Genomic DNA, 16,520 nt, shown 5'->3' with positions numbered 1-16,520 from the left:
TGCAACAGTGGCTGATACGCTACCCGGCTGAGCAGCAGGCGCTGCAAGGGCCACTGCCTTTTCGGCAGCAACAGCATTGATGCCCAGCGGGGCAGTTTGCAATCGAACGCCTACCGCCAGCAAGATTGATAGCAGCGCTGCCAGGTAGTAGCGAAAGTGTCGTTGAATAGTGGTTTGCATAAGGCAGAGACCCGAAGAATGAGTAGCCCGGAAAAGGCTGAATATGTTCTGACTTTCGAATTTATCAGTGCGCGCTTTGCAGAGAAAATCGTTTTAGCTCAACACTATATTATTCACGTTGAATACTAGAAGCTTCCCGTTGAATTGCGGCGCTTAATTAAGCACAAACCTGTGCCCTACTCAGGGGCTGAAACGCTTGCACGCCTGACCAGCGGCCCGATACGCTGGCAACTCCCCATCGGCCATTGCTTTGCAAGGCAACGCTACGCCGGTTTGAGCACGTATAGAATAAAGAGCTGGCTCTGCGCACCTCTCCGGTTGTGCGCCAGCACCGCGCTACTGCATATTCACTCCTTCCTTCCGTACCCATGACCCACGTTACCCAAGCGCCGCTGGGAAAGGCCCCTGCCACGCTGGCCCCCACGCAGCCCGTCTCGCTGCGCATCAATGGCCAGGACCGCACCCTGCACATTGCCCCCTGGACCACGCTGCTCGACGCCCTGCGCGAGTACCTGGACCTGACCGGCACCAAGAAAGGCTGCGACCACGGCCAGTGCGGGGCCTGCACAGTGCTCGTCGATGGCAGGCGCGTCAACTCCTGCCTGTCGCTGGCCGTGATGCAGGAGGGCAGCGAAATTCAGACCATTGAAGGCCTTGGCTCGGAAGCCCAGCTCAGCCCACTCCAGCAGGCGTTTATCGACCACGACGCCTTTCAGTGCGGCTACTGCACGCCGGGCCAGATTTGCTCGGCCCAGGGCCTCATCAACGAAGGCAAAGCCACAACCGAAGCCGAGGTACGGGAGCTGATGAGCGGCAACCTCTGCCGCTGCGGGGCCTACTCCAACATCCTGAGCGCTGTGATGGAAGTAGTGGGAAATTCTAAATCATGAGTTATGAATTATGAGTTACACACTCATTTTCAATTCATAAAACATTCAAAGGCTGAATTATGACCAGGGTGGTTTTCCCACTCACCCCAATTCATAATTCATGATTCATAACTCATAATTCAAGGCAATGAACAGTTTCACTTTCACCCAAGCCGCTGCCGTGGATGCGGCCGTGCGCGAAAAAGCCAGCCACGACGGGGCCGCCTACATTGGCGGGGGCACCAATCTGGTTGATTTGATGAAGGAAAACGTGGCCCGCCCCACGCACCTCATCGGCCTCAAAAAACTGGGCCTCGACACCATTGAAAACACGCCCGATGGCGGCCTGCGCCTCGGGGCGCTCGCTACCAACGCCGACACCGCTTACCATCCCGAGGTAATCAGCCGGTACCCGCTGCTCAACCAGGCCATTCTGGCCGGGGCCAGCCCGCAGCTGCGCAACATGGCCACCGACGCCGGCAATCTCATGCAGCGCACCCGCTGCTACTATTTCTACGACCTGGCCACGCCCTGCAACAAGCGCGAGCCGGGCACGGGCTGCTCGGCCATTGGCGGCTACAACCGCGTGTGCGGCATTCTGGGCACCAGCGACTCCTGCATTGCCACCCACCCGAGCGACATGTGCGTGGCCCTGGCCGCCCTCGACACCATAGTGCGCGTGAGCGGCCCCAACGGCGAACGCACCATCAAGTTTGAGGATTTCCACCGCCTGCCCGGCAATCACCCCGAGCGCGACAACACCCTGGAGCCGGGCGAGCTCATCACTGGCCTCGACTTACCTAAGAAAGGCTTTTCTGAGAACTTCAGTTACTTGAAACTGCGCGACCGCAGCAGCTATGCGTTTGCGCTGGTGAGCGTGGCCGCGGCGCTGGAGTTGGACGGAAACACCATTAAAGATGCCCGCCTGGCGCTGGGCGGCGTGGCCCACAAGCCCTGGCGCGACCAGGCAGCCGAGGCCATGCTGGTAGGCCAGCCCGCCACCGCCGATACCTTCCGCCGCGTGGCGGCCAAAGTGCTCGAAAACGCCAAAGGCTACGGGGAAAACACGTTTAAAATAGAGCTGGCCAAGCGCGCCATTGTGCGGGCGCTCAAGCAGGCTACCGAAATGAAAGAGGCGGTTGATACCAACGCTTTCTTGAATTCCAACCCGTAAGATACTGCGCCTTTGTTATCAAAAAAGGCGGTCATGCTCATCTGGCGTCCGCTTTTAGAAGCATCTTCTTCCCAGCACTAACACAACCAAGTAGTTGCGCGGTAGAAATGCTCCGGCGGCGCTAAGCATGACGTTCTAATAGGTCCCACGTTTTGAATCCGCCCAACCTTATGACTCTCCAAACCGACTATATCGGCAAGCCTACCAACCGCGTGGATGGCCCGGCCAAAGTGACCGGCGGCGCCAAGTACGCCGCCGAATACAACGTGCCGAACATGCTGTACGGCTACGTGGTAAGCAGCCCCATTGCCAAGGGCAAAATCACGAAAATAGACGCGGCGCCGGTGCTGGCGCTGGCGGGCGTGCAGCAGGTGTTCTCGCACGAGAACGTGCCGCATTACGCTTTTTTCGACCGCAGCTACCAGGACGAAATCGCGCCCGGTGGCTCGCCGTTCCGGCCGCTCTACGATGCCGAAATCAAGTTCAGCCTGCAGCCCGTGGCGCTGGTGGTGGCCGACACCTTTGAACTGGCTCGCTACGCGGCGTCGGTGCTGTACATTGAGTACGAGGAGGTCGCCCACGAAACCAAGCTAAGCCAGCACATTGATGATGCCTACGAGCCGGGCACTGGCAAAACTGGTTACCAGCCGCCTAAGTCGCGCGGCAACTTTGGCAAGGGCTGGAAGGAAGGCGTGGCCCACGTGGAGGCGCAGTTTTCGCACCACGCCCAGCACCACAACCCTATGGAGAACTTTGCCACCACCGTGGAGTGGCTGGGCGATAAATACCTGAATATCTACGACAAAACGCAGGGTGCCTTCAACAGCCAGCTGCTCGTGACCAAAATTTTTGGGCTGAGCAAGGAGCAAGCGCGGGTGGTGTCGAAGTATACCGGTGGCGGCTTTGGCTCCGGCCTGCGGCCCCAGTACCAGCTGTTGCTGGCCGTGATGGCCTCGCTGGAGCTGGAGCGCTCGGTGCGCGTGTCGCTCACCCGCGAGCAAATGTTCAGCTTCGGCCACCGGCCCGAAACCATGCAGCACGTAGCCCTGGCCGCCGCCGCCGACGGCTCACTTACCGGCATCAACCACTTTGCCGTAGCCGAGACCTCGCAGTTTGAGGACTTTACCGAAAACGTAGTGGGCTGGAGCGGCATGCTCTACGACTGCAAGAACGTGGCGCTGGGCTACCGCCTGGCCAAGCTCGACGTGTACACGCCGTTGGACATGCGCGCGCCCGGCGCGGCCTCGGGCTCCATTGCTCTGGAAATTGCGATGGACGAAATGGCCTACGCCGCCGGCCTCGACCCGCTCGAATTCCGCATCCGCAACTACTCCGACCGCGACCAGGCCCAGGACCTCCCCTACTCCAGTAAGGCCCTGCGCAAGTGCTACCACGAAGGCGCCGCCAAATTCGGCTGGGAAAAACGCACCGCCGAGCCTGGCTCGATGCGCGACGGCAACCTGCTGGTGGGCTGGGGCATGGGCGGCGGCGTGTGGGACGCTACCACGAAACCCGCCACCGTGCGCGCCAGTCTCGACGCCGACGGCCACCTCACGGTGAGCAGCGGCACCAACGAAATTGGCACCGGCACCTACACCATCATGACGCAGATTGCGGCCGAAAGCATGGGCCTGCCCATCGAGGCCGTCACCTTCGTGCTCGGCGACACCGAGCTGCCGGAGTCGCCGCTGCAAGGAGGCTCCTGGACGGCCGCCTCGGTCGGCAACTCCGTGGTGGAAGCCTGCGCCGCCCTTGGCGAGAAACTGCTCAAACAGGCGCAGAAAATGGATAGCTTGGCGTTCAAAGACGTCAAAATCGAGGATGTGCAGTTTGCCAACGGCCAGATGCGCCTGCGCTCCGACAGCACCAAGGCCATGGTGCTGCGCGATGTGGTGCAGGCCAGCGGCGAAGGAAAAATAGAAGCCCAAAACGCCAAGGAGAAATCCAAACTGGCGGCACTGAAGCCCCCGAAATACTCCATGCACGCCCACAACGCCGTGTTTGTGGAGGTGAAAGTGGACCCCGACCTGATGACCGTGCACGTGACCCGCGTAGTAAACGCCGTGGCCGCCGGCCGCATCCTCAACCCCAAAACGGCCCGCAGTCAGGTGCTTGGCTCCGTGGTGTGGGGCCTGGGCATGGCCCTGATGGAAGAATCGGTGATGGACCACCGCTTCGGCCGCTACATGAACCACTCCCTGGCCGAATACCACGTGCCCGTGAATGCCGACATTCACGACATTGATGTAATTTTTGTAAATGAGGAGGACGATAAAGTCAACCCACTTGGCATTAAAGGCATAGGCGAAGTAGGCATGCTGGGCGTAGCGGGAGCCGTGGCCAACGCCATCTACCACGCCACCGGCAAGCGCGTGCGCGACATGCCTATTACGGTGGATAAGCTGCTCTAAAAACTGGGGCGCCGTGAGGTGCTTTGGTCACTGGATTTTGTGTACCCCTATCGAACCAAACCCTAATCAGCACGTCATGCTGATTTTAGCATGACGTGCTGATTTTAGTATCCTTGCCCCCCACATGACCGAACTCCAACGCCTGCTCCTCGCCTACGACCAGCACCGCGCCAACTCGCGGCCCTGCGCCCTGGCCACGGTGGTAGAAGTGCTGGGCTCAGCCTACCGCCGACCCGGCGCCCGCATGCTCGTCACCGACGATGGCCAGTTGACCGGCGCCATCAGCGGAGGCTGCCTGGAGGGCGATGCCCGGCAGCGGGCCCGGCAGGCCATTTTCCGGGGCGAGCCCGCGCTAGTCACCTACGATACTCGCGACGAGGACGACCCGCGCCACGGCCTGGGCCCCGGCTGCCAGGGAGTGGTGCGCATCCTGCTGGAGCCGCTGGATTTTGCCGCCCCCGACAACCCCATGGAGTTGTTGCGCGGTTTTGCCGGACACCCCGAACCGGCCGTGCTGGCCACGGTGTTTGAAACCGATGCGTCCGGCCTGAAAGCCGCCGTGGGGCAGCGCGTGCTGCTGGCGGCCAACGGCGCGCTCCGGGGCACGCCCCTGCTGGCCGCCCCACTCGCGGAAGCGGCCCGCGCCACCCTGGAGCAAGGCAAATCCCAGATTCTGGACGTGGAAACCGACGCCGGCCCGGTGCGGGCACTACTCGAAATTCTCACGCCGCCGCTGCGGCTGGTGGTGTACGGCGCGGGCAACGATGCCCAGCCGCTGGTGCACCTGGCGGCCTCGCTCGGCTGGCATATTACGGTGGTGGATGGGCGGCCCAACCTCGCCACGGTGGCCCGCTTTCCGGAGGCGGCGGAAGTCCGCATCGTGCCCGTGCGCGAGCTGGAAACCGCCGTGCCGGATACGGGCGCATACCACGTTTTGCTCAGCCACAACTACGCCTACGATTTGGCCGCGCTGCAAATTCTGCTGCCCACTTCCGCGCCCTACATTGGCCTGCTGGGCCCGCGGGTGAAGGCCGGCCGGCTGCTGGAAGAGCCGGAGCTGGGTTTCTCAGGCGTTGAAATAGTGGATGCGCTGCACCGCCTGCATAGTCCCATTGGCCTGGGCCTGGGCGGCGAAACGCCGGAAGAAATCGCGCTGGCCATCGTGGCCGAGATTCAGGCGGTGAAGAATGGCCGGGAGCCCCGCCACCTGCGCGATACGAGGGCAGCAATTCACGCTGATTCGCCGCGGGATGCCCACGTCACGCTCTAAGCCTACTTTTACGGCTTATCCAGTGCGTCGCAGCATCTCTTCGGTATGACCCATTTAGTTCTGATTCATTGCCCCAACCAACCGGGCCTCATTTATAAAGTTACGGGCGTGCTGTTTCGGCACGGGCTAGACATGGTGCGCACCGGCGAATTTGTGGACCGCCTGGCCAACCAGTTTTTCATGCGCAGCGAGGTAATCGGCGAGTTTGACGCGGCGGCCGTACTGCAGGAGCTGCGGCAGGCGCTGCCACCCACGGCCAGCATTCGCATCACCAACAATGAGCCGAAAAACATTGTGCTCATGGCCACCAAGGAGCACCATTGCCTAAGTGAGCTGCTGGTACGCCACGAATTCGGGGAGTTGAATGCCCGCGTATTGGGCGTAATCAGCAACCACGAGGTGCTGGGCGACCTCACCCGCAAGTTCAACCTGCCCTTCCACTACCTGCCCCATGCCGGCCGCCCCCGCGAGCAGCACGAGGCCGAAGTACTGGCGGTGCTGGCGCAGTACCAGCCCGATTTTGTGGTACTGGCCAAGTACATGCGCATTTTATCACCGGAATTTGTGGCGCACTACACCAACCGGCTCGTGAATATTCATCACTCCTTTTTGCCGGCTTTCGTGGGGGCCAGCCCCTACGCCCAGGCGTTCGAGCGGGGCGTTAAGTTTATCGGAGCCAGCGCCCATTTCGTGAACGAACAGCTCGACCAGGGCCCCATTATTTTCCAGAGCGTGATGCCCATCGACCACACCCAGAGCGCCGCCGAAATGGCCCAGGCCGGCCGCGACGTGGAGAAAATCACCCTGGCGCGCTCCCTAAAGCTGGTATTCGACGAGCAGGTATTCGTGAACGGCAATAAGACAGTGATTTTTGACTAAAGGGCGGCGGCATCCTGTTATAGCAGCATGTCTTAATAGCAGCACGTCATGCTGAGCGCAGCGGAGCATCTCTACCGCAGTAGTAATCAAATTTACTATTGCGGTAAAGATGCTTCGCTGCGCTCAGCATGACGTTCTTTTTTGCGGCTATGCTTCGGCTGGCGCTTCCGTTTCACCAGCATAAATCCGGGCTTTGCCGGGCAGGGTTTTGTGGCGCTCCTTGCCCAGGGCGGCGCTGGGCTCGGGCACCCAGTGGTGCCGGCCACCGGCGCGCTCGTCGTTGAACTCGGTGGGCGCGGTGCCGGCTTCCACCCGTTCCTTCCAGGTGAGGTGCTCGGTGCCGGAGTCGGTGCGGTCCATGGTAATGCACTCCTCTACGGGGCAGACCAGCGAGCACAGGTTGCAGCCCACGCAGTTTTCCTCGATGATTTCCGGCACGCGGGTGTCGGCATTGAGCTTGATGGCCTGGTGTGCCCCGTCTTCGCAGGCGGTGTAGCAGAGCTGGCAGCCGATGCACTTTTCGGCGTGGATGTTGGCCGTCACCTTGTACTTCATGTTGAGCTGCTCCCAGGGCAACACGTTGGGCAGGGCCTTGCCCACGAAATCATAAATGGTGTGGAAGCCTTTGTCCACCATGTATTGCTCCAGGCCCGAAGTCATTTCACGGATGATACCGAAGCCGTAGTGCATGGCCGCCGTGCACACCTGCACGCTGCTGGCACCCAGCAAAATGTGCTCCACCGCATCGCGCCAAGTCTCGATGCCGCCGATGCCCGAAATGGGCAGTTGGATGTCGGGGTGCTGGGCGCAGTTCTTCACCATGTTCAGGGCAATGGGCTTCACGGCCGGGCCGCAGTAGCCGCCGTTACTGCCCTTGCCGTCCACGACGGGGTACGGCGCAAAATGGTCAATATCAACGCCCACAATGCTCTGAATGGTGTTGATGAGCGAAATGGCATCGGCCCCGCCGCGCCGCGCCGCCAGGGCCGGTTCGGTGATGTCGGATATATTGGGCGTGAGTTTTACGATGACGGGCTTGGTGGCCACTTCCATCACCCATTCCACTATCATCTGCAGAATCTTGGGCTCCTGCCCCACCGCCGAGCCCATGCCGCGCTCGCACATGCCGTGCGGGCAGCCAAAGTTCAGCTCGAAGCCATCGGCGCCCGCGTCCTGGCTTTGGCGCACGATGTCGTGCCACTCCTGCCGGCTCTGCACCATGAGCGAGGCGATGACGGCGTGGTTGGGGAAGCGCTTTTTCACTTCCTCAATCTCGCGCAGGTTGTCGGCCAGCGGACGGTCCGAAATCAGCTCAATGTTGTTAAACCCGACCAGTCGCTTGTCGCGATAATTCACCCCGCCGTAGCGGCTCGACACGTTCACCACGGGCACGCCCATGGTCTTCCACACCGCGCCGCCCCAGCCGGCATCAAAGGCCTTCATGATTTGGTAGCCGGAGTTGGTGGGCGGTGCCGAAGCCAGCCAGAACGGGTTCGGCGATTTGATACCGGCGAAATTAATGGAGAGGTCGGGCATGAGGTTTTTCGGTTCTGTCATCCTGAGTTGCGAAGGACCTTATCACGGTCGCCGCTGCTTTTTGGACAATGGATTTACTGCAAATTGTCCTGCTGTCCTTAGGTCTTCGCAAGCTCAGGATGACAGTTCTAACTCTTGACTACTTGCTCAAATAGGCGTGAATGCCGCGGGCCGTTAGTTTGGCTTCGGCCGCGGCGTTCACTACTTCGGCGCCGCCGTTCCAGGCATCGCCGGAGGCGAAATATTTGGGGTTGGTGGTCTGGCCGGTGTGGGCATTGGCCACAATGCGGCCCTTGCCGTCTACTTCCAGGCCGGGAATCAGGCTCAGGAATTGGGTTTGCTTGGCCTGGCCGGTGGCTTTTATCACCATGTCGCAAGGCTCAACAAATTCGGAACCGGCTATTTCTGACACGCGACCATCAATGGTTTCGGTGCGAATAAACCGCACGCCCGCCACGTAGTCATCGCCCACAATTTCGAGCGGCGCCACGTTAAACACGCCGCTCACGCCCACGCCTTTGGCCAGGTCGTACTCGAACTCGTAGGCCCCCATTTCTTCTTTGCCGCGCCGGTACGCCAGCAGCACCCGTTCCGCGCCCAGCCGTGCCGATTCTGATGCCGCGTCCATGGCGGTATTGCCGCCGCCCAGCACAATTACCTTGCGGCCCACGACTATTTTGTGGTGCTGCTGGCGCAATTCGGCAATGAATTCAACCGCACCGGTGCAATTGATTTTGTCCTCGCCCGGCAGGCCCAACGCGTTTGTTTTACCCAGGCCAATACCCAGGAAAATAGCATCGTATTTATTTTCCAATTCTATTAATTCTTCGCGGGAATTAATGGGCGAATTGAAATGAGTATGATAGCCGAACTGGGCCTGCAAATAGTCCATTTCGGCCAGGGTTTCTTCGTTGGTGATTTTGTAAGGTGCCACCCCGTAAACCGTAAGGCCCGAGGGTTGCGCTTTGGCCTCAAATACATCCACTTCGTACCCCAAGGCGCGCAGTTCGCAGGCAGCAGATATACCAGCCGGACCGGCCCCGATTACAGCCACGCTTTTACCATTGGCCGCGCCGGGACCGAACAGCTTTTTGCCGCTCGCAATCACCTTGGTAGTGGCGTAGCTCTGCAGCCGACCAATCTCAATGGGCTTCACTTCCTGCAGGTTATACACGCAGGCGCCTTCGCACAGCACCTCCGTCGGGCACACCTTACCGCAAGCATTACCGAAGTAGTTGGCTTCGTAAATAGTGCGCGCCGCGCCAGTGTCGTTGCCCGAATTAATCTGCCGAATAAACTGCGGAATGTCAATACCCGACGGGCAGGCTTTGATGCACGGCGCATCGAAGCAAAACAGGCAGCGCGAGCTTTCAAACAGCGCTTCCGTTCGGTTCATGAGCGGCTTGAGCTGCGCGAAGTTTTCCGCGAATTCCTGTTCAGTGGTGGGTGTAGAAAATTCGGCCATGAATGGGCGGGATTATTCGGAGTAATTGAAAACGTTTGTCATCCTGAGCGCAGCGAAGGACCTTATGACCAATGAACGATTCGCAGTAATTACAATCGGCCACACCGTGATAAGGTCTTCGCTGCGCTCAGGATGACAGGTGGAAGCCTAGAGCTCTACCAGTTTTTCGTAAGTCTCGGGGCGGCGGTCGCGGAAGAACTGCCAGGTATTGCGCACTTCCTCAATCATATCGAGGTCGAAGTCAGCAATTAGCAATTCGTCATTGTACTCGTCGGCCTGCGCGATGATTTGACCGCGTGGGTCCACGAAGTAGCTGGTGCCGTAGAAGCGGCCCAGGTTCCAGGGCTTCTCCTCGCCCACGCGGTTGATGCAGCCCATGAAGTAGCCGTTGGCGGCCGCGTGCGCGGGCTGCTCCAGCTTCCAGAGGTACTGCGAGAGGCCGGCTACGGTGGCCGAGGGGTTGTACACAATTTCGGCGCCGTTGAGGCCCAGCACGCGGGCACCGTCGGGGAAGTGGCGGTCGTAGCAGATGTACACGCCTACTTTGGCGTACTTGGTCTGGAACACGGGGTAGCCCAGATTGCCGGGCTTGAAGAAGAACTTCTCCCAGAAGCCGGTGGTGTGGGGAATGTGGTTTTTGCGGTACTTGCCGAGGTAGGTGCCGTCGGCGTCAATCACAGCGGCCGTGTTGTAGAGGAAGCCGGCGGCTTCGCGCTCGTACACGGGCACTATCATCACCATGTTGTATTTCTTGGCGTATTCGGCCATGCGGTCGGTGGTGGGGCCGGGCACGGCTTCGGCCGAGGCGTACCAGTTTTTGTCCTGGCCGGGGCAGAAATACGGGGTGTTGAAAATTTCCTGCAAACAGAGAATCTGCACGCCCTTGCGGCCGGCTTCTTCAATGAGCGGAATGTGCTTGGCTTCCATGGCCTGCATGATTTCGGCAATCGTGCCTTCGCCTTCGGTCATCGGCAAACTCATCTGGATGAGGCCGGATTTAATCATTCTGGGCATAGGGGAAGATTAAGTTTCGCGCAAGGTTTCGCGAAGTTTTAAATTACGTTTCGCAATGTTTTATTTATGAGCAGCCTTCGCGAAACTTAATTTTAAAACCTCGCGGGACTTTGCGCTCAGATGTTGGTTTTTTCGCGCTTGATGAACTGACCATAGCCTTTCGAAACCTTCGTTTCACCGGCATCTACGGCAACTTTACCGCGTAGCAACACGGTGTCAATTTTGCCGGTTACTTCCCAGCCCTCGTAGGCCGAGTAGTCACAGTTCATGTGGTGTGTATCGGCCGAAATAGTGTGTTTCTTTTGGGGGTCCAATATTACCAAATCCGCATCGGCACCGATGCTGATGGTGCCTTTGCGCGGGAACATGCCGAAAATTTTAGCCGCGTTGGTCGAGGTAACTTCCACAAATTTCTGCGGCGTAATCCTTCCCTTGTTCACCCCTTCCGAAAACAGCAATTCCATGCGGTGCTCGATGGCGGGATGGCCGTTGGGAATTTTCGAAAAGTCGTCCTTACCCATCAACTTCTGTTCCCACATAAAGGGGCAATGGTCGGTGCCCACCACATTCACCAGGCCCTGGTTAATGCCGGCCCACAGCGTTGCCTGGTCCTTTTTCTCGCGCAGCGGCGGCGACATGACCCACTTCGCGCCGTTGGCCTTGTCCTCATACAAACGCGCATCAAGCAGCAGGTACTGAATGCAGGTTTCGACCAGTACGCGCTGGTTGCGCTCGGTGGCGCGGCGCACCTGGTTGAGGGCACCTTCGCAGGTAAGGTGCACGATGTAGGCATTCACGCCCGTGTAGTTGGCGATGTCAGCGAAACGTCCCGATGCCTCGGCTTCGGTTACTTCGGGTTGCGAGAGGTAGTGGTAGAGCGGCGTGAGCTTGCCCTGCGCCCGGTGCTGGGCAATGAGCGTGTCAATCATGTCGCCGTTGGTGGCGTGGGCCGTCACGAGGCCGCCGTGCTTTTTCACTTCCTGCATCAGGCCCACCATCTGCGCGTCGTCAATCATGAGCGCGCCTTTGTAGGCCATGAAGGTTTTGAAAGAGGTGATGCCTTCAGCAATCATGTCCTTGATTTCCTCCTTGGTGTCGGGGTTGAAATCCGTCACGGCCATGTGGAAGCTGTAGTCGCCCACGGCGTTGCCGGTGGCGCGGCCGCTCCACTCCTCAAAGGCCGAACGCAGCGAGCTTCCCTGCTTTTGCAGAATGAAATCGATGACGGTGGTGGTACCGCCGTGCAGCGCGGCGCGGGTGCCGGTTTCGTACGTATCGGACGAAAACGTGCCCATAAAGGGCATTTCCAGATGCACATGCGGGTCGATGCCGCCGGGCATAATCAGCTTGCCGACGCAGTCGATGACTTCCGCGCCCTCCGCCGACAAATTGCGGCCGATGGACACAATGGTTTCGCCTTCAATCAGAATATCACAGACGGCGTCCGAGTCAGCGGTGACGACGCGGCCGTTTTTGAGGAGGATGGACATGTTCTGGATAACCTCACCCCCTGACCCCCTCTCCCAAAAAGAGGGGGCACCGGACAAGCTCGGTTTTGAATACGACTGTTAAAATGCAATTCCGGTGCCCCCTCTTTTTGGGAGAGGGGGTCAGGGGGTGAGGTTGACGTGTACAGGCCTTAGTGCACGTGCTTATCGGCGATGCTAACAGCTTCCGAAATGATAGCCAGGCCTTCGTCAATTTCCTCCTTCGTAATCGTGAGCGGGGGGCAGATGAAGATGTAGCTCCAGCGCACGAAGGTGTACATGCCCAACTCGCGGAGCTTGGCGGCTACCTGGTTCATGATGTCCATCTGGGCGGCGGTGGCGTTCCAGGGGGCCATGGGCTCCTTGGTGGCGCGGTTTTTCACCAGTTCCAGGCAGCCGAAGAGGCCGGTGTTGCGCCAGTCGCCGATGCTGGGGTGGTGGCGCATGAGCTGAGCGACTTGCTCATCCATGTACTTGCCCATTTCCACGGTGTTTTCGAGCAGGTTGTCGGACTCGTAGATGTCGAGCACAGCCACGGCGGCGGCGCAGGAAACGGGGTGCGCCGAGTAGGTCAGGCCCAGCGGCAAGGGCTTGTCGTCGAAGGACTTGGAAATGGCTTCATCCACCATCACCGCGCCCAGGGGCAGGTAGCCGGCGGTGATGCCCTTGGCCATGCACATGATGTCAACTTTCACACCGTGGTGGTCGGAGCCGAACCACTTGCCGGTGCGGCCGAAGCCGCTCATCACCTCATCGGCCACCAGCAGAATACCGTGCTGGTCGCAGATTTCGCGGATGCGCGTCCAGTAGCCGGGCGGGTACTTGATGCAGCCCGACGTGCCCGACTCCCCCTCCAGAATGATGGCCGCCACGCTGCCAGGGTTCTCGTAGCCAATGATGCGCTCCATGGCATCGGCGGCGCGCTGGGCGCACTGCTCGGGCGAGTCGGAGTACCAGGGGCAGCGGTAGGAATACGGGTTTTCGACGTGCACCACGCCCGGCATGGCCTGGCTGTCCACGGCGAATTTGCGGGGGTCGCCGCCGGCGCTCATGGCCCCGTAGCTGGCCCCGTGAAACGACTGGTACAGCGTCACAATCTTGTGGCGGCCGGTGTACACCCGCGCCAGCTTGATGGCATTTTCGATGGCCTCGGCCCCGCCCAGCGTAAAAAACGCTTTGGTGAGGTTGGGGGCGGTGATTTCGGCCAGCCGCCGGCCCAGGTCGCCGCGGGCCTTGGTAATCATGCCGGGATACACGTAGCTAAGCTCGCGCATTTGGGCGGCCACGGCTTCGGTCACGCGCTGGTCGCCGTGGCCGATGTTCACGTTCATGAGCTGGGCCGAGAAGTCGATGTAGCGCTTGCCGTCGCGGTCGTACACGTACACGCCTTCGGCGCGCTCGGCGTTGATGGGGTTCAGGCCCGTTTGCTTCGACCACGAGAAGAGCGTGTGGTCGAGGTTGTCGTGCAGGATTTGGGTTGGGTCGGGGGCGAGGGTTGTTTCCATTTAAAGAATTTCTATGTGAACGTCATGCCGAGCGCAGCCGAGGCATCTCGCTTGAATCGTTGAACGATTGGTTTACTGCTGCACGCGAGATGCCTCGGCTGCGCTCGGCATGACGTTCTGTTCTAGCTCATCCAGTTCACCCGCGACTCGGGGTTCCACTTCGTCGTGGTCTTCTTCAGCTGCGTCCAGAATTCAATGGAGCTTTTACCCGTGATGTCACAGGCGCCGAATTTCGAGTCGCCCCAGCCGCCGAAGGAGAACGGTTCGCGGGGGACGGGCACGCCGATGTTCACGCCTATCATGCCGGCGTTGGCGTGGTCCATTACGTAGCGGGCGCTGCTGCCGCTGCTGGTGAATACGGCGGCGGCGTTGCCGTAAGGGTTGGCATTTTCAATGGCCAGGGCTTCGTCCAGGGTGTTGGTGCGCATGATGGCGAGCACCGGGCCGAATACCTCCTCCTGAGCGATGCGCATGTCGGGCGTCACGAAGTCGATGACGGTGGCGCCCACGTAGTAGCCGTCTTCGTGGCCCGGCACCACGGCGTTGCGGCCGTCGAGCAGGACTTTGGCGCCGGCGGCTTCGGCCTCGGCAATGTGCTGTTCGATGCGCTCCTTGGCTTCTTTGCTGATGACGGAGCCCAGGTTCTGGCCGGCCACAATCTTGCGGGCTTCTTCCACTATTTTGGCCACGATGCCATCAACCGCCCCCACTCCTACCATGGTGGAGCCGGCCATGCAGCGCTGGCCCGCGCAGCCCGACATGCTGGCGGCCACGTTCGAGGCCGTCATTTCGGGATGGGCGTCGGGCAGCACCATCAGGTGGTTTTTGGCACCGCCAAGGGCCACGCAGCGCTTGAGGTTACTGGTGGCGCGGATGTACACCACTTTGGCAATTTTGGTGGAGCCCACGAAGCTGACCGCCTCGATGTCAGGGTGGTCGCAGATAGCTTCCACAATGGTGCGGTCGCCGTTCACCACGTTCAGCACGCCGTCGGGCAGGCCGGCTTCCTTCAAGAGTTCGGCAATTTTTACGGCACTCAGGGGTACTTGCTCCGAGGGCTTCAGAATCATGGTGTTGCCCAGTACGAGGGCGTTGGGGATGGTCCAGTGGGGCACCATGTTGGGGAAGTTGAACGGCGCGATGCTGGCCACTACGCCCAGGGGCTTGCGCTCGGCACGGGCTTCCACACCCTTGCTCACCTCCAGGAATTCGCCCTGAATAAGCTGCGGCATGGAGCAGGCAAACTCGGTTAGTTCAATGGCTTTTTCGACTTCGGCCTTGGCCTCGTCGTAGGTCTTGCCATTTTCCTCGCGCACCAGGTCGGCCAGGGCCTTCATGTCGCGCTCCAGCAGGGTTTTGTAGCGGTAGAAAATCTGAACCCGCTCCTTAATGGGAGTGGCCGACCACGAGGGGAAAGCAGCTTTGGCGGCCACAACGGCGGCGTCGAGGGTGGCGGCGCTGCTCAACGGGACGGTGGAAATGACCGCGCCGGTGAGGGGACTGAACACGTCCATGGTGGCCGCACTGGCTGGCTCGGCAGCGCTACCGCCCACGTAATTGCGAATAGCTGGGTATTTCAACGTCTGTACTTCCATATTCCGTAGGGTTAAGCGGGGTGCAAGCTAAGGGTTTTGCCGGACATGCTACACCGACCCAATCGTTTCCGGAAAATAATTTTGCCCATGCCCATCAACCTACTGCAAGCGGTGACGTCTTCCATCCTGAAAACCAGCGCAAAGACAGCCCTCCTACTGGCTAACTTGCCATAAAGCCGGCGGGGGCACGGCCAGGGTCGCCCTGAAAGGCAATACTTTCGCCGGACTTACCGATACTTTTTTTTGGCTTCCGTATGCGCGTTCAGCCATCCCATTTGTCAGTTGATTTCCTAATATGCGCACGTTTCTCCTCACCCGTATTGCTGCTGTCGCCTTGCTGATTGGGGGCATCCATCCGGCTTTTGCCCAAGTGGTGCCGGTACCCGCGCCCGATACCACGCGCAAGTATGCAAACCCCGCCGGCGTGTCTTCGCCAGAGAAAGCGCAGTGGTACAAGAGCAAGCTTTTCCGGGCCACCGTTATTCCGGCGGCGCTTATTACCTATGGAGCCATCACGGCGCAGGGCAATGCGGGCATCAACCGCCAAAATCGGGAGTTTGTCCGCAAGCAGTTCCGGCCGGTGAATAGTATGATTGACAACACCGTCATCTTTCTGCCCTACCTGGAACTGGGTGCTGTGGCCCTTGCCGGCGTCGAGTCGCGGGATGACCGCCTCAACACCCTGCTCATTATTGCCAAGGGCGAAGCTATAATGCTGGCTTCGGTGTATGCCGTGAAGTTCCTGAGCCGTGAGATACGCCCCGATGGCTCCAACAACCAATCGTTCCCTTCGGGACACACGGCGCAGGCATTTCTGGCCGCCAGCATTGTGCACACCGAGTTCCGCGACAAAAGCCAGTGGTATGGCGTGGGGGCCTACACCATTGCCAGCAGCGTGGCGGCCCTGCGCATGATAAACGACAAGCACTGGCAGAGCGACGTGGTGGCCGGCGCGGGGTTTGGCATCCTCTCCGCTCACCTGGCCTACCTCAGCCACCGCAACCGCTGGGGCCGCAAGTCCATTGGGCGGGGCATTGGCCTGGCACCGGCCTACTTTGGCAGCGGCGCTTCGGGCATGACCGTTACGTGGCGCGCCACCAGGTAGCAGCGCCGGGACCGGCACCCCATAATTATT

Annotated in this window: 12 protein-coding genes; 6 read left to right on the top strand and 6 right to left on the bottom strand. The window is 60.0% G+C overall.

Features of this window, described 5'->3' with window-relative positions; all coding sequences use genetic code 11:
- Nucleotides 1-548 precede the first annotated feature (548 nt).
- The 5 genes from BEN48_RS16595 to purU all read left to right on the top strand — a co-directional run bounded on the left by BEN48_RS16595 (nucleotide 549) and on the right by purU (nucleotide 6,783).
- Nucleotides 549-1,070: a (2Fe-2S)-binding protein gene (locus tag BEN48_RS16595; RefSeq protein ID WP_070736209.1), complete on the top strand. Its 522-nt coding sequence runs from the start codon at nucleotides 549-551 to the stop codon at nucleotides 1,068-1,070.
- A gap of 127 nt (nucleotides 1,071-1,197) precedes the next feature.
- Entirely contained in the window at nucleotides 1,198-2,223 is a 1,026-nt protein-coding gene (locus BEN48_RS16590; protein WP_070736208.1) for an FAD binding domain-containing protein, read from the top strand.
- A gap of 170 nt (nucleotides 2,224-2,393) precedes the next feature.
- Complete coding sequence (locus tag BEN48_RS16585; protein WP_070736206.1) at nucleotides 2,394-4,634, top strand: xanthine dehydrogenase family protein molybdopterin-binding subunit; 2,241 nt, start codon at nucleotides 2,394-2,396, stop codon at nucleotides 4,632-4,634.
- 124 nt (nucleotides 4,635-4,758) lie between these two features.
- On the top strand, nucleotides 4,759-5,904 hold the full coding sequence (locus BEN48_RS16580) for an XdhC family protein (RefSeq protein WP_070736204.1): 1,146 nt from the start codon (nucleotides 4,759-4,761) through the stop codon (nucleotides 5,902-5,904).
- Nucleotides 5,905-5,949: 45 nt separating this feature from the next.
- Nucleotides 5,950-6,783, top strand: a complete 834-nt coding sequence (purU, locus tag BEN48_RS16575) for a formyltetrahydrofolate deformylase (protein WP_070736202.1) — start codon at nucleotides 5,950-5,952, stop codon at nucleotides 6,781-6,783.
- A gap of 147 nt (nucleotides 6,784-6,930) precedes the next feature.
- On the opposite strand, the gene preA is transcribed toward purU, so the two are convergent.
- From preA to BEN48_RS16545, 6 genes are all read right to left on the bottom strand, one after another.
- Entirely contained in the window at nucleotides 6,931-8,319 is a 1,389-nt protein-coding gene (gene preA, locus BEN48_RS16570) for an NAD-dependent dihydropyrimidine dehydrogenase subunit PreA (RefSeq protein WP_083321175.1), read from the bottom strand.
- Between the two features lie 139 nt (nucleotides 8,320-8,458).
- Nucleotides 8,459-9,784: an FAD-dependent oxidoreductase gene (locus tag BEN48_RS16565; protein ID WP_070736199.1), complete on the bottom strand. Its 1,326-nt coding sequence runs from the start codon at nucleotides 9,782-9,784 to the stop codon at nucleotides 8,459-8,461.
- Between the two features lie 147 nt (nucleotides 9,785-9,931).
- Nucleotides 9,932-10,798 carry a nitrilase-related carbon-nitrogen hydrolase gene (locus BEN48_RS16560; protein ID WP_193408691.1) on the bottom strand — a complete coding sequence of 289 codons (867 nt, stop codon included), beginning with the start codon at nucleotides 10,796-10,798 and terminating at the stop codon, nucleotides 9,932-9,934.
- Nucleotides 10,799-10,914: 116 nt separating this feature from the next.
- A complete protein-coding gene (gene hydA, locus BEN48_RS16555) occupies nucleotides 10,915-12,288 on the bottom strand; it encodes a dihydropyrimidinase (RefSeq protein ID WP_070736197.1) in 1,374 nt (457 codons plus the stop codon).
- A 149-nt stretch (nucleotides 12,289-12,437) separates the two neighbouring features.
- The gene (locus BEN48_RS16550) at nucleotides 12,438-13,790 is read right to left on the bottom strand and encodes an aminotransferase class III-fold pyridoxal phosphate-dependent enzyme (protein WP_070736195.1); all 1,353 of its coding nucleotides are present in this window, start codon (nucleotides 13,788-13,790) and stop codon (nucleotides 12,438-12,440) included.
- 122 nt (nucleotides 13,791-13,912) lie between these two features.
- Nucleotides 13,913-15,385, bottom strand: coding sequence for a CoA-acylating methylmalonate-semialdehyde dehydrogenase (locus tag BEN48_RS16545; protein ID WP_094122977.1), 1,473 nt, complete (start codon nucleotides 15,383-15,385; stop codon nucleotides 13,913-13,915).
- A gap of 295 nt (nucleotides 15,386-15,680) precedes the next feature.
- Here BEN48_RS16545 and BEN48_RS16540 point away from each other — a divergent pair, with 295 nt between their 5' ends.
- Nucleotides 15,681-16,490 (top strand): phosphatase PAP2 family protein, encoded by an 810-nt coding sequence (locus BEN48_RS16540; protein ID WP_070736193.1) that lies wholly within the window; start codon nucleotides 15,681-15,683, stop codon nucleotides 16,488-16,490.
- Nucleotides 16,491-16,520: the final 30 nt, after the last annotated feature.

Origin of the sequence: Hymenobacter glacialis (assembly GCF_001816165.1) — a bacterium.
Lineage (GTDB): Bacteria > Bacteroidota > Bacteroidia > Cytophagales > Hymenobacteraceae > Hymenobacter > Hymenobacter glacialis.
Note: the sequence above shows the minus strand (reverse complement) of the source record. Positions and strands in the feature narration are given on the sequence as shown.

Bases quoted from the DNA above. Each gene is read 5' to 3' on its own strand.
- BEN48_RS16595 (WP_070736209.1), top strand. From the start codon at position 549: ATGACCCACGTTACCCAAGCGCCGCTGGGAAAGGCCCCTGCCACGCTG.
- BEN48_RS16590 (WP_070736208.1), top strand. From the start codon at position 1,198: ATGAACAGTTTCACTTTCACCCAAGCCGCTGCCGTGGATGCGGCCGTG.
- BEN48_RS16585 (WP_070736206.1), top strand. From the start codon at position 2,394: ATGACTCTCCAAACCGACTATATCGGCAAGCCTACCAACCGCGTGGAT.
- BEN48_RS16580 (WP_070736204.1), top strand. From the start codon at position 4,759: ATGACCGAACTCCAACGCCTGCTCCTCGCCTACGACCAGCACCGCGCC.
- purU (WP_070736202.1), top strand. From the start codon at position 5,950: ATGACCCATTTAGTTCTGATTCATTGCCCCAACCAACCGGGCCTCATT.
- preA (WP_083321175.1), bottom strand. From the start codon at position 8,319: ATGCCCGACCTCTCCATTAATTTCGCCGGTATCAAATCGCCGAACCCG.
- BEN48_RS16565 (WP_070736199.1), bottom strand. From the start codon at position 9,784: ATGGCCGAATTTTCTACACCCACCACTGAACAGGAATTCGCGGAAAAC.
- BEN48_RS16560 (WP_193408691.1), bottom strand. From the start codon at position 10,798: ATGCCCAGAATGATTAAATCCGGCCTCATCCAGATGAGTTTGCCGATG.
- hydA (WP_070736197.1), bottom strand. From the start codon at position 12,288: ATGTCCATCCTCCTCAAAAACGGCCGCGTCGTCACCGCTGACTCGGAC.
- BEN48_RS16550 (WP_070736195.1), bottom strand. From the start codon at position 13,790: ATGGAAACAACCCTCGCCCCCGACCCAACCCAAATCCTGCACGACAAC.
- BEN48_RS16545 (WP_094122977.1), bottom strand. From the start codon at position 15,385: ATGGAAGTACAGACGTTGAAATACCCAGCTATTCGCAATTACGTGGGC.
- BEN48_RS16540 (WP_070736193.1), top strand. From the start codon at position 15,681: ATGCGCACGTTTCTCCTCACCCGTATTGCTGCTGTCGCCTTGCTGATT.